Raw genomic sequence first — 22,432 nt, 5'->3', positions numbered from 1 at the left:
TTATGGAAAAAAGCCCTCGAATGAGGGCTTTTCTTGTTATTTCTTCAGATAATCGGTAAAACTCAGGGTTCCGCTTGAAGAACTGTAAGCATAGAACGAAAGTACCTTTGATGCGTCGATAGAATCTATCTTGCCGTCATTGTTCACATCGCTTGCGGCGACCTCAGTCGATGTAGGTGAAGCCTGTCCTGTTGAAAATACTGCATACGAAGCAAGTATATTCGATGCGTCTACAGAATCTATCCTGCCGTCACCGTTAACATCGCCAAGTTTTGCAGCGTGTGTTCCGTCACTGAGAAGTTCAAAATTAAAATTGTATTTGTCCGCATACGCCTGCGCTGTAGAGTCCTCATAGCCGTATATGGTACCGCTATACTTAGGGACATACTTTGAATAACGCTTTTTGCCTTCCTTCCATTCCACTCTTTCAGTGTCATTGGATATGGAATAGTAGACTCCCGATACTAAATTGCAGTCAGGATTTTTTATGGTTATGGACAGTAATCCCGAGCACTTTTCAAAAGCACTTCCCTCTATTGCAACAATGGTATCGGGCAGGATAATGGACTTTATCCTGTCATCTCCGTAAAAGCACTGGTAAGCTATCTCTGTTACAGGCAGACCGTTTACTGTGTCTTTTATTACGACTTCATTGGTCAGCACCTTTGCAAGCAGGCTCGCCAGTTCGCTTTCAGCCTCTTTAGCCTTATCTGTTCCCCCCGCGATAAGAGCTTCAAGTTCCTTTAAAATCGGATTTTTTACAACTTCGACATGATCGTCCAATATGTGGTATGAGATGAGAGGAAAATCATCACACTCAACATATTCTTCTTCCGGAGCTGCTGCACTTATATTCAGCGGCATACATACCGCCAGTGCGCTTACTCCTGCTACTGCACCTGTTATAATCTTTTTAATATTCATAATCATACCCCCTTATGATTTATCAATATCTTTCTAACTACATTATATAAATTGGATATCACAATGTCAATAGATTATATATTAAATAACTAAAACAATTAAAAAAGCCCTATTATTGCAATAATTATATAATAATTTATGCTAATTATTGAAAGCCCCACTTATAAAAAAGGGAGCCCTTTTCTCGGAAAGGGCTCCCAGATAGATCAATATAAACTTTTATATCAGCACCACGGTCATCGGGAGCTTCAACAGATCTTTAGTTCTTTGGCTTTTCGCCTGTAACAACAGTATCAGCGAGTTCAGCAAATTCGCCTGACGGAGTAATTTTCTCAACTTCCATAGCATTTGAATCATAGTATACCCATACGAGCATAGCAGCCATACCCGGATTGTTCTTGAGGTTTATGCGATAGCGTACTTCCTCTCCTGGATTTGCGGAAACATTGTCACCGTAAGCAACGAAGCCTGTTTCTGATGAAACGTCCTGAGCCTCGATGCTGCCGCCTACTCTGATATTACCCTGCATTACCTTATCAGGCACGAGAGAATTACCATTGACTGTTGAGAAATCAGTGATAAATCTTACAGGATAGTCTTTCTTAGGGATATTATCCTTGAGTTTGAAGCATACCTCTATGAAATCATCGTTGAATACATAGTCCTTATTCTCTGCAATGTCTATCCATAAGCAGTATCTGCTGTCCATGCTGCCTGCATAGCCGTCATCAGAAGTCGTTTCTTCTGTTGTAACGGCTTGTCCGTTTTCGTCACTAAATGACCACAAGCTGCCCCACGGATTGTATGAAGATCCCCAGATCCATGGAGATGAAGAAGCAGATCCTGGAGCATCTGTAATTTCTGTATCCGAAAGCTCACCGTCAATCAATGCAGATGGGTTAGTATACCACAATTGCCATGGCCCCCACAGGGCTTCATTATCCCAAAGCCCACTTTCACTCCATGTATTCGAATCAGGATCCCATTTTCCCCACGGAATATCCTCACTAAATGTATCGTACCAACTCAATGAAAATGTGGGATCATATACAAGATCTTTTGCGTTCTCGTCCCACCATGAAACAGCCTTATTGCAGATCTCCTCGATGAAAGCCTCCAATGATACCTCTGTATCGGCTATAGACTGATTTGCGTAATAAGAAAGGATAAGTGAAGCATCAAGTGAATTCACCTTGCCGTCCTTATCAACGTCGCAGATCTCAAGTATCTCATCTGTTATTTCTTCACCGTTTACGGAAAGATCAGCGTATAAGCTGAGTATATATGAAGCGTCTATTGAATCGATAATGCCGTCGCCTGTAGGATCGCCCAGCTTTAATGCGTCAGCTGATGCGGTCATAGCCGAAGCTGCCATAGCTGCTGCCATTATTCCTGAAAGTGCCCCTGCCAGAAGCTTTGTTTTCTTCATAAAAATACCTCCTTTATGAATTGTCCGATATATGATACTTATATTATAGAAAAAAACTCCGAATATGTCAATATCTCAGAAGCCTTTTTCTTTAAGTTCCTTTACTATCCCCACATAAAACTCTCTTACATCGAAGTCCTTTATGTTCTCGCGGTTAAGGTCTATGATGTCGCCGTGAGTTATTCCCCTTTTACCGTGTGGCTCGGCAAAAATGAATTTCTCGCCCCATTTCATAGACTCAACGGAAACAAGTCCGTCATTAGGTCCGTCGAAATACTTCACGAAACTATAGGTCAGATTTAAGGGGAAACGTCCGCCCATAGCCGATACCGAACGTGAGCCGACGCTCTGATAGTACACGCCTTTAACGTCCTCACATATGCTGTTCATCTGTTCACAAGCCGAAGCAGTTAGGTCGGTGACTGCCGCAATGAAGTCGGGCTTGGTGTCGCCAAGCTTTTTAAGAGCAGCATTGTATTTGTCGGCAAGTCCGTTCTTGAAGCTCTCAGGAACTTTCGACAGCAGATAATCTGCGAACTGGCAGCCTCGGTGAGGAGTATTTATAGTTGTAAGGCTTGCCACCTTATCGCCTGCTCCGAGCAGGGATATGGCATATCTTGAATCGAGTCCGCCCTTGGAATGTGCTATGATATTTACCTTGCCGCACTTTTCCTTTGCGACTATCTCGTCTATCTTCGCTTTAAGCTCAGCGGCGCAGCCTGCAACAGAGTCCGCTGACTGCTGACAGCCGTAGTATATCTTTGCGCCGTTCTTTTCAAGTGCCTGCGGTATCCTTCCCCAGTAATTGAAAGCTCTCACATCGCGGAAGAATACCCCGTGTACCATGAGTATGGGATACTTCGTAGCGCAGACTCTTTCCTGCTCACGGGAGCAGTCAAGGGCAAGCCTGTCACATTCCGTCCTGTATTCAGCGTCAGTGAGCTTTATCATCTTCAAAAGGATAATAACGTTTATCACGGGTATAAAAGCGAATATCAAGCCTAATATTCGCCATTTTATGCCTATCTGGACAGAGCTTGTGTATATCCTTGCAGCCGATACCAGAAACATAAGTGCAAGCAGGATAAACGCTATGATGCAGTTTATGGTGAGGGTAAGTCCCCATTTTCCGCATACTGCATAATAAATGCAGCCTGCTGTCTCAGCAGTTACATCAACAAGGAATATCTTCATCAGATGGCTGCCGCGGTGCATACGCCCAAGTCTGCCGCCCTCACGGGAGCTGCACGGAACTGCGCAAAGGACAAATACAAATAATATACCAACAATTACGACGAGGACTTTCATTGCTCCATGAAGATACATAAGTGAGACCGCATATATATTAACTGCACAAAAGGTAAGTATCATTTTTGTTAAAAGAGACAGTATTTCCATATATTCCCCTCTCATAAAATTCTTATCCGATACTTCATCGCATCACACTAAGATTATACATCTAAGGGGATATTTTGTCAATAAAACAGCCAAAGCATTTCTGCCCGACCGAAAAGACAGAAATGCTTTGAAAAATCCCTTATATCATGTTGTTTTTTGAATATATCTATTCTTCCTTTGTTTTTATGCTTTCATAAAACCTTTCATATCTTGGATCATCGGTGTGGAAATAATAAGTGGAGTTAAAGAGATTGATCTCCATATTGCCGTTTTTATCTATGGAGATATGATCAGAATACATTAGATCATCGCCAAAGTTAATATCACTTTTCTCATCAAATTCTGAAACGTCCTGTCTTTCCCACATGAATGATCTCAAGTTTGAACTCATTTCTGCCAATTCTTTTTTGTTTAATGATAAAGTTCCGGCACTATAAACATCTATACCATCATCAGGATCATTACGGTATACGTTATAACACGACTGATCGCCAAGTACCAGCATATTTTCAATGAACCAGTCCGATATCTCGAAATCTCTCATAGACTGTCCGTCAATATCATCCACATAAGCTTTTAAAGCTTCATAATCTCTATTGCTTATACTAAATCTGTTGCCTCCCTGCAAAGTGACAAGATCATTGTCATTTACTATAATGACCTGATCACCGATAGCTATTTTGAAAGTATTCTCGTTTTCTGCTAATTTTTCATCAGATATCGAATATTGAACCGAACCGTCAGGAAGATTTTCCATATAGAAGAGATCATCATAGTAAGTCCAGTCACAGGTATCAAGTATGTCGGCAAGTTTAGTATACCACGTAGAAGCAACACAATATGCTTTTTCTATGCCCTTTTCTTTCCTGATAATAACAGCTTCTTCATGTTCAAGCTCTATCGGACACTTTTCAAGCCACAAATAGCTGTCGTTTTCGCTAAGTGCAGCCTTTACCTCGTCATATATGCGCGGATTATCTTTACAGCGATACTTACTTATCTCTTCTCCATCTACGCCGTCTGTAGTCTTACTGATATATACAAAAGCGTCTCTGTACACGCTTATCAGATAATGCTCTCTGCCGTTTTGCAGTTTGAGTGTGATCGGCTCTTCATCGGGATCTTCATCAGGTTCTTCCGTACACTCGCTCCACAAAGGCTCATTAAAGACCAGTGAAAGAGAAAACGCCTGTATATCCGATACCTTTCCTCCGTCTCTCAGAGTATGGTATTCTGCGCCTGCAAAGCTTGCCTTTATACCGCAGAAATCAGCATTTCCGCCTGTTCTTTCCGCAAGAAGCATACTGAGAAGCTCATAATATGTTCCCTCAGGCAGAGAATACGTATAATAATCGTAAGAATTAAAGATCACTTCAGGGATAAAATCCTTTTCTTCGTCCAGTTCTTTTCCGCTGGTGTCTTTTATTATCCTTCGTGTCACATATGCATTATCATCAGACTTTATAACGACTTTATAATTATTGATCGAAAAGCTGACACCTGAATAAAAGTACATATAACTCTCTTTATACACTGTATCTTTTTCAACTTCTAATTCTTTCCATTCAATACTTTCAAAATAATCACAAAGCTTCTTTGCTATATCGTCATAACCCACAACAGTCGCATTAACGACTCTGTCGGTTGCATTGAATACTGCATCATGGAGCGGAAGTGTAGCAAAGGGGAAATGACAGTTACGGTCATTATATATCCTTTGCTCGCCATGAGGCTCTATACCGCTTCTTTCACTGTATTTGTAATACGCTCCGCCGCCGATAGCTCCTGCGCATATAACAAATGCCGCAGCTATTGCAAGTCCGCGAAATCTCTTTGGTTTTATTACGTCAACATGAGTTACGACGTCTTCGTACTCATCTTCTGTTTTTTGCTCGCTTCCTGCAAGCTTTTTCTCCATTTCTTCACGGAATTTACTGCTGAGCTGAAGCTCATTCAGAGCGTCTTTATAATCGTCTCTCCGCATGACTCATCCTCCTTTTCAAGTTCAGCTCTTAACTTTTCCCGTCCCCTTTTCAGTAATGAACCAACCGTATTTTCATTCTTTTCAAGTATCCCGGCTATTTCTTTTATGCTGTAGCCCTCATAATAATGAAGGAATATTACCTCGGCATACTTCCGCGGGAGCTCCGATATCTGTCGGCGCAGTTCGCGCCCTTCGGTGCTTATCTCATATATAGCCTCGGACTGTTCCAGCTCATCTATAGAACAGGTACGGCTGAAGCGGAAGCTTCTTTTCAGGTTTTTGCACTTGTTTATCGTTACCCTAAGGAGCCACGCTTTAAGATGTTCGTCGTCATTAAAGGTTTTGGGAGATGTGTGTAATGAAAGGAAAACGTCCTGAACTATGTCCTCTGACTCGGCATAGCTGCCGCAAAACGCAAAGGCTGCGCGCAGAACTGTGTTTCCGTATTTTCTGAATGCGTATAATGCAGTACTGTCATTATTCATTGCTGTGACCTCCTTTCATATATAACACACATGAGGAATGAGTAATTGTGCAGAGAGTTTAAAAAAATTTTTATTCTTCGTCGTCTGTGAATTCCAGTATATCTCCGGGCTGGCATTTCAGTGCCTTGCATATGGCATTGAGCGTGGAGAAACGTATCGCACTCACCTTGCCTGTTTTCAGCTTTGACAAATTAACATTGCTTACCCCAACACGGTCGCTGAGCTCGTTAAGGCTTATCTTTCTGTCAGCCATTACGCGGTCAAGTCTTAAAATTATCGACATACGCCCTCACCTCATAAAGTCTCGTCAGATTCGATCTGGAGAAGCTTTCCGTAGCGCATTATCTCGGCAAAGAACAGAAAAACTACAGCTCCGAATACCGAAAAGATCGAAGTGAATAATGCCGATATGATTGGCATACCTGCGCTGTGCCTTATCAATGCAATAACGATACTGCCGATAAGCGACAGTGCAGCTATAACTCTGACCGCTGTTATATTGCCGCTTGTAAACGGTCTGCCGCTTCGGAATATCCTGTAGAATACGACCATCTCAATAATAAATGTTGACGCATTGAAAAGCATATTTACACTGTTTGGCAGCATCATCTTAAAGACTTCAGGAGACATTTTTTTACAGTTTTTGTATTCCATTACCGCCATCAGCACCGAAAGAACTGTCTCTACAGCAGCTATTATCATTACAATAAAGCTGCTTCTCTTTATCATGGCTTCTACTTTCGTTTTATTCATATTGATCGCTCCTTGTAAAGTATTTGTTCATTATCAGAACATAGAGTTACTCCGTTTCTGTGACTAAATAATAGCACAGCCGTTAATGTTTGTCAACTGTTTTTTATCGTTTATCATTAAATATTGTACGATTAAACATAAACAGGTAGCTGTTTTCAGCACTTCATTGTATATTTCGCACGATAATTATTTATCGTTTATCATTAAACTGCTTGGGAGTTTTTTCAGTTTTCAGTCATTTTTCGCAGTTTAATTATAGACATAAGCCGTAAAATATGGTATAATATAAGTAAGATAAATTATATTTACATTTGTAGGGGAGCCCGCCCTCGGGCTCCCGCAATAATAATAATAATAATAATAATAATAATAAATACCCACGCGGGAGGGCGAGGGCGCCCTCCCCTACACATTGGTTCATGCTATTTATTGCGCAAGTCATACACGGGCAGATAATATCCGCCCCTACAATGGGCTAATGGCTAACGGCTCAAATCAAAATTTAGCAAATCACGCGATGATATTTACCTATTAATTCATTGTCTCTCGCGGCTATAATTTGTTTATCAGATTTATTTAAGCGCGGAGAAAGTGTTCAGCGTCACGCTGCAAATTTTGATTTACTAAAGGAGGTTTTTCAATGAAAATGACTTTTATCGGTGCAACTCACGAAGTTACGGGAAGCTGCACTTATATAGAAGCCTGCGGCAAGAAGTTCCTTGTGGACTTCGGTATGCAGCAGGGTGAAGATATATTCGAGAACGTTCAGATACCTGTTTCACCTTCAAATATCGACTTCGTTCTCCTCACTCACGCTCATATCGACCACTCAGGTCTGCTGCCTCTGCTCTACTCGGGCGGTTTTCAGGGAGAGATACACGCTACGGAAGCTACTTCAAACCTTTGCAGCGTTATGCTCCGCGACAGTGCCCACATTCAGGAATTTGAAGCAGAATGGCGCAGCCGTAAGGCTGAAAGACGCGGCGATCCTAACTATGAGCCGCTCTACACTATGGAGGACGCTCTCGGTGCTATCGAGCTATTTATACCTCATCAGTACGAAAAGGAAGTCGAGATATACGAGGGTATAAAGGTGCTTTTCCGTGACGCAGGTCATCTCCTCGGTTCGTCAAGTATCCTCCTCACTCTTACTGAGGACGGCGTTTCAAAGACCATTGCTTTCTCAGGCGATATCGGCAATATCCACCAGCCTCTCATACGCGACCCACAGCATTTCGCTGAGGCTGACTATGTTGTAATGGAGTCCACATACGGCAATCGTGTCCACGACCGCCCTACAGACTACACAACATCGCTGGCAAAGGTGCTGCAAGAGACATTTGACCGCGGAGGAAGTGTTATAATACCTTCATTTGCTGTCGGAAGAACTCAGGAAATGCTCTACTTCATAAGACATATCAAATCCGAGGGACTTGTCAAAGGTCACGACGGCTTCCCTGTTTATGTGGACAGCCCTCTCGCAAACGAAGCTACAGATATTTTCGTAAACAACCGTGAAAGCTGCTATGACGAAGAGGCTCTTTCATTCGTTCGTCAGGGCATCAATCCTATCGGATTCCCCGACCTTATCCGCACAGTCACAAGCAACGACTCTATCGCAATAAACAGCGATGAACGCCCGAAGGTCATCATTTCTGCCAGCGGTATGTGTGAAGCAGGACGTATCAAGCATCACCTCAAGCACAACCTTTGGAAAAAGCAGAATACTATCCTCTTTGTCGGCTATCAGGCAAGCAACACCCTCGGCAGAAGCCTTGTGGAAGGCGCAAAGCGCGTCAAGCTCTTCGGTGAGACAGTCAAGGTCGCTGCACGTATAACTCAGCTCCCGGGTATCAGCGGTCACGCTGATGTGAACGGACTTCTCGAATGGGCTAAAGCCGTTTCGGGAGTTCAGAGGTTCTTCATCAACCACGGTGAAGCAAGCTCCTCAGAAAGCTTTGCACAGCGTCTGAGAGATGAGCTGGGCAAAGATGTTTATGTACCGTACAGCGGTGCTGAATTCGACATTGCCGAAAATGTCATAACCATTGACGCTGAGCCTATACCGATACCAAAGAAGAAAAACACCGCAAACTTCAGCATTGCATACAGCGACCTCATTGCTGCTTCGGACAGACTTTCGGCTCTTATCAAAGACTCGGAAGGCAGAACAAATGCCGATATGCGCCAGCTCACAGAAGCTATCCATAAGCTCTGTGACAGCTGGAAGCTGTAATGCGGTACTGTGACAAGTGCGGCGCAAAAATACACGACAATTTCTCTCTCTGTCCCATATGCAGAAATATGAGCGACACTGACAGAAAAAAATACATTTTATCAAGTACTATAATTTATTTATTCGTTTTCATCATGTCCGCTTTTCACGCTGTTTTTTACATTTATAACAGCCCAAAAGAGCTTATCAGACTTAACGACCTTGGTTCAGACTACAAACCGCCTACTGACTTCATTAACCTTGCACGAAATGAACTGCCGCTGAATTATATCACAGTTGTGATAATGTACTGCATACTTCCTGCTGCTTTTCTGATATTCACGATACTTGTAAATATGAAAAAGCATTATCGCCTGATGATAATATTTCCTGTGGCAGGTATAGCGGCAGAAGCTGCTCAGCTTGCACAGCAGTTCCACAACTATGCTGCTGCTGTAAAAAAGAACCTTTCCTACCTTTACTGTATAATTGGTATGGATATCCTCTCAGCTCTGCTTATCACTGCATTCTTCATCTTTATGATAAGAATGATACTCCACGGATACTCCATATCACAGAGCAGGTGGCTGATAGTAGTGGGGTTTTTCTTCGTATTCTCGCGGCTCATAATCAAATTGACATTATATGACGATGACGAGCTTATCCCCTATTTCAGAGAATTAAAAGGATATCTCCTTTTCTCGGCTACATTGCTGAACGTGAAAAAACGCTATATCACAAGCAAATCTTTATAATTCGTAATGCTTAATGCGTAATTCGTAATTATTGGTGTCAGCCGAATGGCGGACAGGATCAAAATAATTCTTTAATCCGTCGGCGTAAGCCGACACAATTGATTACGCATTACGAATTATGATTTGCGTTAACAACAAAAAGCCCCGAAGCTATAGCTTCGGGGCTTGATTATTATCATTATCTTACTTGATAACTCTTACCTTGATAACACCGTCAACTGCGTTGATCTTGCCTTCAACTGTTGGAGGTACATCACTTGTTACATCGAGCATTGTGTAAGCAAAGTCTTTCTTACTTGCGTTTACCATGTTCTCAATGTTTATTCCCTCGTTACCAACTACTGATGTGATAGAAGCAATAGTTGTAGGTACGTTCTTGTGAATGATGCAGATCTTTGTGCCTACAGCATTCATAGAAGCATTAGGAAGGTTTACGCTGTTCTTGATATTACCGTTCTCGATGTACTCGATAAGCTCTTCTGCTGCCATGATAGCGCAGTTGTCCTCACTCTCAGGTGTTGAAGCACCAAGGTGTGGAAGAACGATAACGTTCTCAACGCCAAGAACTACATCATCAGCAAAGTCTGTTACATACTTAGCTACCTTACCGTCTGCAAGTGCCTTAACTACAGCCTCGCTGTTGATAAGCTCGCCTCTTGCAAGGTTGATAAGACGAACGCCGTCCTTCATCATTTCGATCTGCTCAGCGTCGATAGTGTTCTTTGTCTGTGGTGTATATGGCATATGTATTGTGATATAATCACTGTTCTTGTAGATATCGTTGATATCTGCAACGATCTTTACAGAAGGCTCAAGGTGAAGAGCTGCACCTACTGAAAGGTATGGATCGAAACCGATGACCTTCATGCCAAGTGCCTCAGCAGCGTTTGCGATCTTACCGCCGATAGCACCAAGACCGATGATACCGAGAGTCTTGCCTGCGATCTCAGGACCTGCAAACTTTGACTTGCCGCTCTCAACTGTCTTAGGAGCATCAGGTGTGCCCTTAAGTGAAGCTGCCCACTCAGCTGCCTCAACGATCTTTCTTGAAGAAAGAAGAAGTGCGCAGATAGCAAGCTCCTTAACAGCGTTTGAGTTAGCACCGGGAGTATTGAATACACAGATACCCTCCTGTGCGCAGCGCTCAACAGGGATATTATTTACGCCTGCACCTGCACGAGCGATAGCAAGAAGGTTATCGCCGAACTGCATATCGTGCATCTTTGCCGAACGAACCATTATAGCATCAGGATTAGCGCAATCATCAGAAATTGCATACTTGCTCTTGTCAAATACATCTGTTCCGACTTCTGATATCTTATTTAATGTCTGAATCTTGTACATTTCAGTAAACCTCTTTCTGTTTGATTTTGAAATGCATAATTAAGAATTCATAATTCATAATTGCGGAGCTCGCTACGCTCGATATCTCAAGTATAACACATCACTGTAATTATGCATTATGCATTATGCATTATGAATTATTACGAGTTTTCTTCCTCGAACTTCTTCATGAAAGCAACGAGCTTCTCAACGCCCTCGATAGGCATAGCATTGTAGATAGAAGCTCTCATACCGCCAACAGTTCTGTGGCCCTTGAGGTTCTCAAAGCCTGCTGCCTTTGACTCAGCCACGAACTTCTTGTCGAGCTCTTCATTGCCTGTGATGAAAGGTACGTTCATGAGTGAACGATCCTTCTTCTCAACTGTGCCCTTGAACATCTTGCTGCTGTCGAGGAAATCGTAAAGGATCTTAGCCTTAGCTTCGTTGTGCTTCTTCATAGCCTCGAGTCCGCCCATCTTCTTGATCCACTTGAATACCTTGCCGCATACATAGATGCCATAGCATGGAGGTGTATTGTAAAGTGACTCGTTATCAGCCTGGATCTTCCAGTCCATCATTGTAGGTGTGCACTTGAGTGCAGGGCCGTCAGCGATAAGATCCTCACGAACGATGATGATCTGTACGCCAGAAGGACCAACGTTCTTCTGAACGCCGCCGTAGATAACGCCGTACTTTGTTACGTCAACAGGCTCTGAGAGGAAGCATGAGCTTACGTCAGCAACGAGCTCGTGACCCTTTGTGTTAGGGAGCTCCCAGAACTTTGTTCCGTAGATAGTATTATTCTCGCATATATATACATAGTCAACATCGTCAGGGATGTCGAGATCAGAGCAGTCAGGGATATAAGAGAATGTCTTGTCAGCAGATGAAGCAACTCTTACTACGTCGCCGTACTTCTCAGCTTCCTGAGCAGCCTTCTTTGCCCACTGACCTGTGATGATGTAAGCAGCCTTGCCCTTCTTCATAAGGTTCATAGGTACGCCTGCAAATACAAGTGAAGCACCGCCCTGTACAAAGATAACCTTGTAGTTGTCAGGGATATTCATAAGATCACGAAGATCCTTTTCTGCTTCCTTGATTATCTCATCATATACCTTTGAACGGTGAGACATTTCCATTACGGACATTCCGCAACCCTTGTAATCCATCATTTCCTCTGCGCACTCCTTGAGGACTTCCTCAGGAAGAACTGCAGGACCTGCGCTGAAGTTATAAACTCTGCTCATTGTAAATACCTCCAAGTTAATATATAAAATAAAAAGCAGTATTCGCCATACAATATAAATTATACTCTTTTCGACCTTATAAGTCAAGACATAAAATCGAAATTTTTCCTGCAAAGGTAATATTCCGCAAAAAAAATGGTAGGACAAATTTACTGCTCATTATGAGCTTGACCGCACAGTGCCGCATTTTAACGTAATTCTTTCACAGTATCAAAGCTTTTTTCAGTATAAAATGCAACGTAATAAAAAAGTAAGAGCGGATATTATCCGCCCGTTAACAGCAAAACAATTGAACGAGAATGCGGTAGGGAACGCCTTCTCTTGCAAGGCGACCCTAATCGGGTCCGGCACCCTCTGTCCTACAGACATCTCCCTGCACAGCAGGGAGTCACCCTCTTCAAAAACAGTCCACTGGACTGTTTTTGAATTCACCCTTTGCGATGCGCCTTCGTATCATTTCGCTGTTCTTTGAAAACTGTGAACAGCGACCAGCGACGCTGTCTCTGGACTCTGCCAAAGGAACACAGTCCCTTTGGAATCCCGTTCATACATTCAGCAAGTTATCTGGCAAGTCGTAATTAAAATAATTAGCCCCAAAGCAGTTCAAATGCGTTGGGGCTATACTTCTATACCAGTATCAACTTTAAGCCGTTCCCTGTGTTTATTCATAATATGCGACTGCAATAATTGATATATTGTCCTTGCTGCCGTTATCAAGAGCCTTTTTCACCAGCATATGAAGCCGCATATCCAGACTTTTCGGCATTTCTATTATCTCCTCGATATCGAGCACCGAGACATAATCCGAAAGTCCGTCCGTACACAGCAGCAGCAGGTCACCGTACTCCATCCCACCCTCAAGCACTACAGTATCTATCTGCGGTGCTGACTTCTGATTGCCGAAAACAGGGAAAATAATATTGCGGTGGACATGATTCTTGCGTTCCTCACTGGTAATAGCTCCCTCGTCAATGAGCAGCTGCACAAGTGACTGGTCTCGGGATATCTGCTTGATACGTCCGCTGCGGTAACGATACAGGCGGGAGTCGCCAACGTTGAATGTGAGGATATTTCCTGTCTCATCTACTGCTATACCGCACAGAGTTGCCTGCATATTGTGCATTTCGGGATCAGACCTGCTGTAATCCGCAAGCTTCTGATGTATGCCGAGAAGCTCGTCGTCAAGCTTTACCTCTCTGCTGTAATCAATATCGCGTACAAGCTCCAGACACATCTTTGAAGCAAGCTCGCCTGAACGCTCGCCCGATACCCCGTCAGATACAGCCGCAATAAACGGGACCGATACATTCTGTTCGGAAGAGCCTGAATCAATAACGCTTTTATTTATGAGCAGAGCATCTTCATTATGGGGCATTATGCCCTTGTCTGTAACTCCGCAGCAGTAATACATCAAGACTCCTCCTTTACTTTTTATTCTATGCCGTACATCTTCATTCCGTTGCGGCAGGTAATATCAATAAGCTCCTCTGTGGGAACTCCTTTTATCTCGGCAGCCTTTGCAGCCGTGAAAGCTATCATCGAGCTGTCGCTTCGTCTGCCTCTGAAAGGCTCTGGTGCCATATACGGGCAGTCAGTCTCCATGAGAAGTCTGTCCAGCGGAACAGCCTCCAGTGCTTTCAGTGCTTTTTTTGAATTTTTGAACGTAAGGACTCCCGTAAAGCCGATGTACATTCCAAGCTTTAATATTTCCTTTGCTGTTTCAGCAGAACCGCTAAAGCAATGGACTACTCCCCTCGGACGGAACTCTTTCAGTATCTCCACTGTGTCCTCGGTGGCGTTGCGGCTGTGGACTATGACAGGCATATCAAGCTCAGCAGCAAGTGCAAGCTGCTCGCGGAAAAAGCGTATCTGCTTTTCACGATCATAGCCCTCATAGTGATAGTCAAGACCGATCTCGCCTACAGCCTTTATCTTAGGATTTGAACCGATGATTTCTCTTAGAAAGTCAAGATAATCCTCAGGTGTTTCGTCAAGGCTTTCTGGGTGTATGCCTGCGGCAGCATAAACATAGTCATACTTTTTCGCAAGCTCGGAATTTGCAGCGCAGTCCCTCATATCAGAAGCTGCAAGCATCACAAGCTCAACGCCCTTGTCGGGAAGCTCGGCAAGCACCTGCTCCCTGTCCTCGTCAAAGGCATGGTCTGCATAATGAGAGTGAGTATCAAAAATCTTCATCTTACTTTACTTCTTTTGCTTCTGAAAACTTCTCCTTGATATCGTCAAGGAATTTGTCACTTGGGATAAAGTCCTCGCCTGAGATAGTACCGTCCAGTGAGATAGCAGAAGAAATGGATTTGCCGTTTTTGAACATATTCTTCAAAGCTGTCTTATGGTCTTTATAATCCTTAGATGTTACATTTGATTCGACCATGTTGATGATGATATTGAAGCTGTCGTCCATATTAGAGGCAATACGCTCACCGTCTGTCTGGTTGAGCATTGATGAAAGGAAAGTAGCTGCTGTGAAAGCTCTCTCACTCTCTCCGTCCTTGAACATTCTGTATGTAACGAATGTAAGAGCCTGATCGCCGTTGAGGAGCTGGCTTGAACCGTCATTCTGGAAGCCTGCGATATCAGCGTTGACAGGATAAGTAACATCACCGAAAATATCATAGACCTTCTTTGCAGCATCTGCGTTGAACTTCATATATCTGTCTATTTGCAGATCGAACACCTTTGAAACAAAATCAACAGCAGAATCAGCACCGCCGCTTCCGTAGCTTCCGTTTATGCTCTTCTGCTCACCATCTAAAAGGTAGATAGTATTTGAAGGGATGCCTATGAATACTACCTCTTTCTTTACAGGCATCGAACGCATGAGTACAAAAGTTGGCGGACAATTCTTTTCGGGAACGTCAAGTATAAGAAGCATAGTGTGACTGTCCTCAGAGGTTATCTCATCGACCTCTCGCGGTATGGGTTCAGTAAGCTCCTCTTTCTTTCCCAAGTCGAAATATCGGTAAACTCCGTATGCACCGCCTCCTACGATAATAAGTCCGATAAAGATAGTGATAAGGAATGGGACAGCTATATGTCCGCTTTTTCTCTTTGCCATTTCATTGGCTCCTTTCATGTATTTTTACAGTTTTGTTTTATATGTTATTAATATCACAAAGGATATAAACTGATCGTATAAAGTTATATTCTAAAAAATATACATCGGGAAATGAATAAAAAAGTTTTCCAAAAAACAAAGTTAAAAACTTCTTGGCGCAAATACGGTTATCCACAAAGTTTTCCACATTTTCAACATGAATGAATTGCTTGTCCATGTTTAAACACACAATTCAACAGTCTGTTGAAAAAGAACAGACATTCATTAACTCAGTTTTTATTTGAGGAAAAATTATCTGAATAAACTTGCAAAAAAAGTTTTATGTGATATAATTAATAGGGAAGATCAAAGACATTTTCCATAAAAACAAGCTTTCTGCGTATGCTTTCTATATCAGCTCCGCACTCGTCAATGACGGAATATGCGTCTTCAAGACCGAAACGCCGTATCTTCAGCCCCTGACGGACTGCATAGTTCAGCGTCTGATATGTTCCCGATTTGAACGAACCCTCGTTGAAATAGGATATTACCGCAGAAGCATGATCTACCATGAAATAATTCCTGACACGGTAAAGATCGGGAGAGGTGTTCTCTCCTGTGCGGCTTTTGCCATATACTACTGTTGGATCGGTATTTGTGGTAAGAAGCATATCCGCTCCTTTTTCCACATCTTCAAGCATCTCCCTGTAGCTGCTGCTGAAACGCTCTGCATGGCGCAGATAAGGCATGACACCGATGAGGCGTATGCTGCTGTCAGCACGTTTTTTATTGAGTATATACTTTGCCGCCCACAGGTCTGTACCAACGGCAAGTCCGCTTATAAAGCTTTTGTAGCCGTATTCAACAGCCATGTCTATGTATCTGAACAGCATGAGCTGAACAGTGCGCAGGGTTATCCTGCTGTAAACAGGATCTTTCATATATGGTATCACGCTGCTTTCGCGGTGACCTGTAAAGCAGACAGTGCGCCCTGCGTCTGTCTCAATAGTCTCCGCAGGCATTACTTCGATACCCGAATCAAGTGAGAAAAGCATGACACACCTCGCTTCTCTAAAAAATCATACACTAAAAAGTATAACATAAATTATGTATTATTTCAAGGCGTTTTTTAACTTGTAATTAAATTTTAACTTTGACATAAAGAAAGGATTGATAACGGAAATGAAGCCGTATCTCAAAAGAGCATGGGCTGAGATATCTCTCCCCAAGCTAAGAAAAAATGTTGAAATAATAAGGAGCTTAAACTCAGCAGGTACAGAAATAATGGCTGTAGTCAAGGCGGACGCTTACGGTCACGGCGATGAGCACATCGTACGCTGTCTGGCTGAGCAGTGCGGAATAAAGTATTTCGCCGTTTCAAACCTTGATGAAGCTATAGCTGTAAGGAAATTCGCTCCCGATGCAGATATCCTCATTCTCGGATATACTCCCCCCGAGTACGCTCACGAGATAGCTTCATACAACATTATTCAGGGCGTTGTTTCCACAGAATATGCTCAGGAGCTTGTGAAGAACACTCCTGCGCCCATAAGATGTCATATAAAGATAGATACAGGCATGGGAAGAATAGGTCTCAAGCATGATACTCCCGAAGCCTGCGCCGCCGAGATAGAGGCTATGATGAAGATCGACAAGCTCTCTGTTGAGGGTATATATACACACTTTGCTGTTGCAGACAGCGACGATCCCGACAATATCGCTTACACCGACAAGCAGGAGAAGTTCATAACCGATACATACGATGTACTTGTGAGCCACGGCATAAAGCTAAAACATCTCCACTTTATGAACAGTGCGGCTACCTGCTACAGAAACAGCTCACGCAGCACTCTTTCACGAGCTGGAATTATCCTTTACGGTCTGCACCCCGATGTCAGCCTTGATATCCCCGACGGTCTCGAACCGCTTATGGAGCTCAAAGCTGTTATCTCTCATGTCAAGACTGTAAATGTGGGCGACTGCATAAGCTACGGACGCACATTTGTGGCTGACCATGAAATGCGTATCGCTACCGTTACTATCGGATACGCTGACGGATATTCAAGACTTCTCAGCTCAAAAGGCGAAATGCTCGTTCACGGAAAACGCTGTAAAATAGTCGGCAGAGTCTGCATGGATCAGCTCATGATAGACGTTTCGGACGTTCCCGAAGCTAAGTCGGGCGATATCGTGATACTCATAGGCGAAGAGAACGGCGAACGCATAACCGCCGATGATCTTGCTCAGATATACGGAACTATCGGCTACGAAGTAGTCTGCGGCATCTCCAAGCGTGTACCGCGTATATATATAGAATGATCGGATTTTAGCGCTTAATACGGACGCGCAGTGTGCGTCCCTGAAAAGGTGGAATATTATGAAAAAGAAGTATTTATTATTGGCATCTGCTCTTTTAATGCTAACAAGCTGCAGCAATCCGTTATCCAAAAACAGCAGCACTGAGACAACGACCGCTCCGAAAACGACTACTCAGGAGCAAACTACCGAACCGACTACAGCAGCCAAAAGTCAGATATTCTTCCGCATGGGTGAGGACGCAAGCACAGAACCATTCCTCACAAGTGACCATATCACTGACTGCTCAATGGAGATACTTCCCAGCGACTCAGGTGAATCTACATACGTTGTCGATATCTTTTTCGATGAAGAGGGCAAAGAGATATTCGCAAAGGCTACTACTGAGGCTGCCGAAAACAAAGGTATCATCTCCACTTGGTACAACGAATATCTTATCAGCCGCGCTACTGTAGATGAACCCATCACCAACGGTGCAGCCGTTATATCGGGAACAGACTTCAGAGAAGCCGGAAAGATAGCAGGCTGGATATACGAGTGTATAGAAAAATCCGAAACTAATAATAACGAAGGTGAATAATATGATTAAAGCTATGACTATTTCTTATGAGGTAGGCAATAACCTCTACCTCAACCTTACAAATAAATGTCCCTGCAACTGCACTTTCTGCATACGCAATCATGCTGACGGTGCATACGGTTCAGATCCGCTCTGGCTTGAGCATGAACCCTCATGGGACGAGATAATCATGGACCTCAGAAAGCGCGATCTCAAAAAGTACAGAGAGATAGTTTTCTGCGGCTACGGCGAGCCTACAGAGCGTCTTGACATGATACTTGAGACTGCGGCTTATCTCCGCAGCAGAGAAGGATGTCCCAAGCTCAGACTCAACACGAACGGTCTCGGCGATCTTATCCACGGCAGAAGTATTTCCAAGGCTCTTTGCTATTCCCTTGATATAATCTCTATCAGCCTTAATGCAGGCACTGAGGACGAGTACATGAAAGTCACACGCCCAAGATTTGACAACGCTTTCGAGGCTCTCCAGAAATTCACTAAGGACTGCGTAAAAATAGGCAGAGCTGAGATCGTAATGTCAGTAGTTGACGTTATCCCTCCCGAGCAGATAGAAGCTTCAAAGAAGCTTGCTGCCGAGCTGGGAGCAAAGCTACGCGTCAGAACCTTTGACGACTGATATACTGCACATATTTCAACACCTCATTTTGTGCAGTATTTTAGCATTTCGACTATGGAAAAACATACAGAAATATGGTATAATTATTTATTGAAAGATTTCTCTGATCTGAGATAAGGAGTAGTTTTTTATGAGCAAAAAAAGTAAAGTCATTCTTGCAGCTTCTATCACTTCAACAGTTCTGGCATTTTTTGCCGCTGCTGTAACTATATTCGTCTGCAAGCGCATTTACGAGAAGAATTACTTCTCGGTCACAGATTAACAGGTCAATATTATTAAAAGAAGGTTGAATAAAATGGAAATCAAATTCACAAAAGCAGCAAGCCTCAAGGCTAAGCCACAGCCAGGCGACAAGCTCGGCTTCGGTCACATCTTCACAGACTATATGCTCGTTATGCCCTATGATGAGGGACAGGGCTGGCATGATCCCGAGATCAAGCCTTATGCTCCTCTCGAGCTCTCACCTGCCGCTATGTGTCTCCACTACGGTCAGGAAGTATTTGAAGGCTTAAAGGCTTACAGAACTGCTGACGGCAAGGTACAGCTTTTCCGTCCTGAGGAAAACTTCAAGAGACTCAATCAGTCCAACGAGAGACTTGTAATCCCTGAGCTTCCTGTTGAGCTTGGCATGAAGTGCCTTACAGAACTCATCAAGGTAGAAAAGGACTGGGTTCCTTCAAAGGAAGGCGAGTCACTCTATATCAGACCATTCATCATCGCTGTTGATCCGTTCCTCGGTGTTAAGCCAGGTGCTCAGTACCTCTTCATCATTATCCTCTCACCTTCGGGAGCTTACTATGAAACAGGTCTTAACCCTGTAAACATCTACGTTGAGAGCAAGTATGTCCGCGCTGTAAGAGGCGGTATGGGCTTCGCTAAGACAGGCGGTAACTACGCTGCTTCTCTTATCGGACAGGACGAGGCTCACAAGCAGAACTACTCACAGGTTCTCTGGCTCGACGGTGTTGAGCAGAAGTACATCGAAGAAGTTGGCGCAATGAACATCTTCTTCGTTATCGACGGCAAGGTAGTAACTCCTATGCTTCAGGGCTCTATCCTCCCCGGTATCACAAGAAAGTCCGCTATCGAAGTTTGCAAGTCTAAGGGCATCGAAGTTGAGGAAAGACGTATCACTATCCAGGAGATCGCTGATGCTTACGATGCTGGCAAGCTTGACGAAGTATTCGGTACAGGTACTGCTGCTGTTATCTCACCTGTTGGCCACCTCAAGTGGAACGACAAGGTTATGGAGATCAACGACAACAAGATCGGTAAGATCTCACAGATGCTCTATGATACAATGACAGGTATCCAGTGGGGCAAGATAGAGGATACATTCAACTGGATCCTTCCTATCGACTGATAATAAAAGTATTGTTAAAGGCGTTTCCGCAATGGAAACGCCTTTTTTATATATTGATATATTGTCACTTCCGCCTGCTTTTTCATATAATAGGTTGATTAGAGATAATCACTTCTTTGCCATAGGGCAGATTGGAGAAATATATGAAAAGACCTGAAATACTTATCACAGGCGGTGATATGCGTCAGCTTTACTGTGCTGCCAGACTGTCACGCGAATTTGAAATAAGCGTTCTCGGCTTCGACCGTGAACGTATACCCGATGACCTTGATCTGAAAACTGCCGACCGTACAGGAGTCCGCTCATATGACTGCGCTGTACTGCCTTTGCCCCCACTCAACAGCGAGGGAACTTTGTTTGCACCGTGCAGTTCTTCTGTCATATCAATAGCCGCAGTTGAGGAGCTGCTTGCTCCCGATGCTGTTATATATGCAGGAAGAGTCGATGACAAGCTCAGAAAAGCCATACCCGAACATACGATATACGATTATCTCCTGCGTGAGGAAATGAGTCTGAAAAACGCCATACCAACTGCCGAGGGAGCTGTTCAGCTTGCACTTGAAGAGCTTCCCGTTACTCTCAACGGACTGAAAGTCCTCATAGTAGGAATTGGCAGGATAGGTACAGCTCTTGCTGAGATATTGAAGGGCTTCGGTGCGGATATAACCGCGGCTGTACACAACTCCCGTGGTACTGCAAAGGCAAGGCTCCACGGCATAAAAGCTATCCCCACAAGCCGTCTTAACGGCAGCTATGACCTGGTTTTCAATACAGTTCCAAAGCTTATCTTCGACGATGATATGCTCGGAAGATTTGATAAAAACACTCTGTTCATCGACCTTGCCTCAAAACCGGGCGGAATTGATTTCGATGCCGCTCTCGAACATGGTATCAGAGTTATATGGGCACTTGGACTCCCGGGAAAAACTGCTCCCGTCACATCGGGGGAGATAATCGCAGAAACAGTTAGCTCCATGATATGGGAAAGGGGTGAAGCCGTTGAGTAACGCTTTAAAGGGACTAAAGATAGGCTATGCCATGACAGGCTCGTTCTGCACATTTAAGCAGAGCTTTGAACAGGCTGAGATACTTGCGGAGTACGGTGCAGAGCTTATTCCGATAATGTCTGAAAACGTCGCCTCTATATCAACGCGCTTCGGCACAGCCGAAGAAAACATCAAAAGGCTGAAAAAGATATCAGGAAAGGACATTATAATGTCTATCGAGGACGCTGAGCCTATCGGTCCTAAGGATATGACAGATATAATGGTAGTTGCTCCCTGCACCTCAAATACAGCAGCAAAACTTGCCGTATCAATTACCGATACAGCTGTGACTATGGCTGTAAAATCTCATCTTCGCCGCGGCAAGCCCGTTGTACTTGCAATAGCTTCCAATGACTCACTTATGGGCTCTGCCCAAAATCTGGGAGTGCTTTTCAACCGCAAGAATTATTACTTTGTTCCAATGATACAGGACGACTGGATAAACAAGCCAGCGTCACTTGTGGCTGAATTTTCAATGCTCCCACAAGCAATAGAAGCAGCTCTGAACGGCATACAGCTCCGCCCTATAATCTATCATTCAAGACCATAAATAAAAAAGGACTACAAGAAGTAGTCCTTTAGAGTGTCGGCACTGATTTAGTTTCCCGGGCCGTCACCAGCCAAGTATCGTCAACGCGAATGAGCTTAACTTCCGTGTTCGGAATGGGAACGGGTGTGACCTCATTGCCATAAGCACCGACTAAATATTTGTGAAGTTTTGAAACGAATAAAGCGTAATGCGAGGCAAGAACAAAGAAGTTCAGAAGTAAAAAGGAAAAGCCCTCGACCGATTAGTACTCGCAAGCTGAACGTGTCACCACGCTTACACTTTGAGCCTATCAAACTCATAGTCTTTGAGAGGTCTTACTCTTACGAAGGGATATCTTATCTTAAGGTCGGCTTCACGCTTAGATGCCTTCAGCGTTTATCCGTTCCGCACTTA

The 22,432-nt window shown here is 43.7% G+C and carries 22 protein-coding genes and 2 rRNA genes; 9 read left to right on the top strand and 15 right to left on the bottom strand.

Annotation, left to right across the window (positions count from 1 at the left end):
- Window positions 1–36: 36 nt before the first annotated feature.
- The 7 genes from BLW60_RS16270 to BLW60_RS10375 all read right to left on the bottom strand — a co-directional run bounded on the left by BLW60_RS16270 (window position 37) and on the right by BLW60_RS10375 (window position 6,973).
- Window positions 37–924: a dockerin type I domain-containing protein gene (locus tag BLW60_RS16270; RefSeq protein WP_175460927.1), complete on the bottom strand. Its 888-nt coding sequence runs from the start codon at window positions 922–924 to the stop codon at window positions 37–39.
- Between the two features lie 259 nt (window positions 925–1,183).
- On the bottom strand, window positions 1,184–2,353 hold the full coding sequence (locus tag BLW60_RS10400; protein WP_074717098.1) for a dockerin type I domain-containing protein: 1,170 nt from the start codon (window positions 2,351–2,353) through the stop codon (window positions 1,184–1,186).
- Window positions 2,354–2,428: 75 nt separating this feature from the next.
- Entirely contained in the window at window positions 2,429–3,751 is a 1,323-nt protein-coding gene (locus tag BLW60_RS10395) for an esterase/lipase family protein (RefSeq protein ID WP_139283407.1), read from the bottom strand.
- Window positions 3,752–3,917: 166 nt separating this feature from the next.
- On the bottom strand, window positions 3,918–5,735 hold the full coding sequence (locus BLW60_RS10390) for a hypothetical protein (RefSeq protein ID WP_074717096.1): 1,818 nt from the start codon (window positions 5,733–5,735) through the stop codon (window positions 3,918–3,920).
- Window positions 5,705–6,220: an RNA polymerase sigma factor gene (locus BLW60_RS10385; RefSeq protein ID WP_074717094.1), complete on the bottom strand. Its 516-nt coding sequence runs from the start codon at window positions 6,218–6,220 to the stop codon at window positions 5,705–5,707. Before BLW60_RS10385 ends, BLW60_RS10390 begins: the two co-directional genes overlap by 31 nt.
- Window positions 6,221–6,290: 70 nt before the next feature.
- Window positions 6,291–6,503 (bottom strand): helix-turn-helix domain-containing protein, encoded by a 213-nt coding sequence (locus tag BLW60_RS10380; protein WP_072952515.1) that lies wholly within the window; start codon window positions 6,501–6,503, stop codon window positions 6,291–6,293.
- A gap of 11 nt (window positions 6,504–6,514) precedes the next feature.
- Window positions 6,515–6,973 (bottom strand): DUF2975 domain-containing protein, encoded by a 459-nt coding sequence (locus tag BLW60_RS10375; RefSeq protein ID WP_074717092.1) that lies wholly within the window; start codon window positions 6,971–6,973, stop codon window positions 6,515–6,517.
- A 640-nt stretch (window positions 6,974–7,613) separates the two neighbouring features.
- Between BLW60_RS10375 and BLW60_RS10370 the strand changes: the two genes are divergently transcribed.
- Window positions 7,614–9,209 (top strand): MBL fold metallo-hydrolase RNA specificity domain-containing protein, encoded by a 1,596-nt coding sequence (locus BLW60_RS10370; protein WP_074717090.1) that lies wholly within the window; start codon window positions 7,614–7,616, stop codon window positions 9,207–9,209.
- Window positions 9,209–9,943 (top strand): hypothetical protein, encoded by a 735-nt coding sequence (locus BLW60_RS10365; RefSeq protein WP_074717088.1) that lies wholly within the window; start codon window positions 9,209–9,211, stop codon window positions 9,941–9,943. Before BLW60_RS10370 ends, BLW60_RS10365 begins: the two co-directional genes overlap by 1 nt.
- Window positions 9,944–10,126: 183 nt before the next feature.
- On the opposite strand, the gene BLW60_RS10360 is transcribed toward BLW60_RS10365, so the two are convergent.
- The 6 genes from BLW60_RS10360 to BLW60_RS10335 form a co-directional block, all read right to left on the bottom strand.
- Window positions 10,127–11,287, bottom strand: coding sequence for a 3-phosphoglycerate dehydrogenase family protein (locus tag BLW60_RS10360; RefSeq protein ID WP_074717086.1), 1,161 nt, complete (start codon window positions 11,285–11,287; stop codon window positions 10,127–10,129).
- 140 nt (window positions 11,288–11,427) lie between these two features.
- The gene (serC, locus tag BLW60_RS10355) at window positions 11,428–12,513 is read right to left on the bottom strand and encodes a 3-phosphoserine/phosphohydroxythreonine transaminase (RefSeq protein WP_074717084.1); all 1,086 of its coding nucleotides are present in this window, start codon (window positions 12,511–12,513) and stop codon (window positions 11,428–11,430) included.
- 661 nt (window positions 12,514–13,174) lie between these two features.
- Entirely contained in the window at window positions 13,175–13,924 is a 750-nt protein-coding gene (locus tag BLW60_RS10350; RefSeq protein WP_074717083.1) for a PP2C family protein-serine/threonine phosphatase, read from the bottom strand.
- A 20-nt stretch (window positions 13,925–13,944) separates the two neighbouring features.
- A complete protein-coding gene (locus BLW60_RS10345; RefSeq protein ID WP_074717081.1) occupies window positions 13,945–14,709 on the bottom strand; it encodes a TatD family hydrolase in 765 nt (254 codons plus the stop codon).
- 1 nt (window position 14,710) lies between these two features.
- The gene (locus BLW60_RS10340) at window positions 14,711–15,589 is read right to left on the bottom strand and encodes an LCP family glycopolymer transferase (RefSeq protein WP_074717079.1); all 879 of its coding nucleotides are present in this window, start codon (window positions 15,587–15,589) and stop codon (window positions 14,711–14,713) included.
- Window positions 15,590–15,921: 332 nt separating this feature from the next.
- Window positions 15,922–16,623: an SLOG family protein gene (locus BLW60_RS10335; protein WP_074717078.1), complete on the bottom strand. Its 702-nt coding sequence runs from the start codon at window positions 16,621–16,623 to the stop codon at window positions 15,922–15,924.
- A gap of 127 nt (window positions 16,624–16,750) precedes the next feature.
- On the opposite strand from BLW60_RS10335, the gene alr reads away from it, so the two are divergent.
- The 7 genes from alr (at window position 16,751) to BLW60_RS10305 (ending at window position 22,039) form a co-directional block, all read left to right on the top strand.
- Entirely contained in the window at window positions 16,751–17,887 is a 1,137-nt protein-coding gene (alr, locus tag BLW60_RS10330) for an alanine racemase (RefSeq protein WP_074717076.1), read from the top strand.
- Window positions 17,888–17,945: 58 nt separating this feature from the next.
- Entirely contained in the window at window positions 17,946–18,464 is a 519-nt protein-coding gene (locus tag BLW60_RS10325) for a SecDF P1 head subdomain-containing protein (RefSeq protein ID WP_074717074.1), read from the top strand.
- A 1-nt stretch (window position 18,465) separates the two neighbouring features.
- A complete protein-coding gene (locus tag BLW60_RS10320) occupies window positions 18,466–19,080 on the top strand; it encodes a TIGR04100 family radical SAM protein (RefSeq protein ID WP_074717072.1) in 615 nt (204 codons plus the stop codon).
- Window positions 19,081–19,210: 130 nt separating this feature from the next.
- Window positions 19,211–19,342 carry a hypothetical protein gene (locus BLW60_RS17280; RefSeq protein ID WP_278289914.1) on the top strand — a complete coding sequence of 44 codons (132 nt, stop codon included), beginning with the start codon at window positions 19,211–19,213 and terminating at the stop codon, window positions 19,340–19,342.
- A gap of 33 nt (window positions 19,343–19,375) precedes the next feature.
- Window positions 19,376–20,443 (top strand): branched-chain amino acid aminotransferase, encoded by a 1,068-nt coding sequence (locus BLW60_RS10315; RefSeq protein ID WP_028517249.1) that lies wholly within the window; start codon window positions 19,376–19,378, stop codon window positions 20,441–20,443.
- A 143-nt stretch (window positions 20,444–20,586) separates the two neighbouring features.
- Window positions 20,587–21,450 (top strand): dipicolinate synthase subunit DpsA, encoded by an 864-nt coding sequence (locus BLW60_RS10310; RefSeq protein ID WP_074717070.1) that lies wholly within the window; start codon window positions 20,587–20,589, stop codon window positions 21,448–21,450.
- Entirely contained in the window at window positions 21,443–22,039 is a 597-nt protein-coding gene (locus tag BLW60_RS10305) for a dipicolinate synthase subunit B (RefSeq protein WP_074717068.1), read from the top strand. The genes BLW60_RS10310 and BLW60_RS10305 overlap by 8 nt, the downstream gene beginning before the upstream one ends.
- A gap of 34 nt (window positions 22,040–22,073) precedes the next feature.
- Here BLW60_RS10305 and rrf read toward each other — a convergent pair.
- A 5S ribosomal RNA gene (rrf, locus tag BLW60_RS10300) occupies window positions 22,074–22,190 on the bottom strand.
- 69 nt (window positions 22,191–22,259) lie between these two features.
- A 23S ribosomal RNA gene (locus BLW60_RS10295) occupies window positions 22,260–22,432 on the bottom strand; the annotation flags it as partial.

Origin of the sequence: Ruminococcus flavefaciens (genome assembly GCF_900108555.1) — a bacterium.
Lineage (GTDB): Bacteria > Bacillota > Clostridia > Oscillospirales > Ruminococcaceae > Ruminococcus > Ruminococcus flavefaciens_P.
This window is presented reverse-complemented; position numbering and strand designations above follow the sequence as displayed.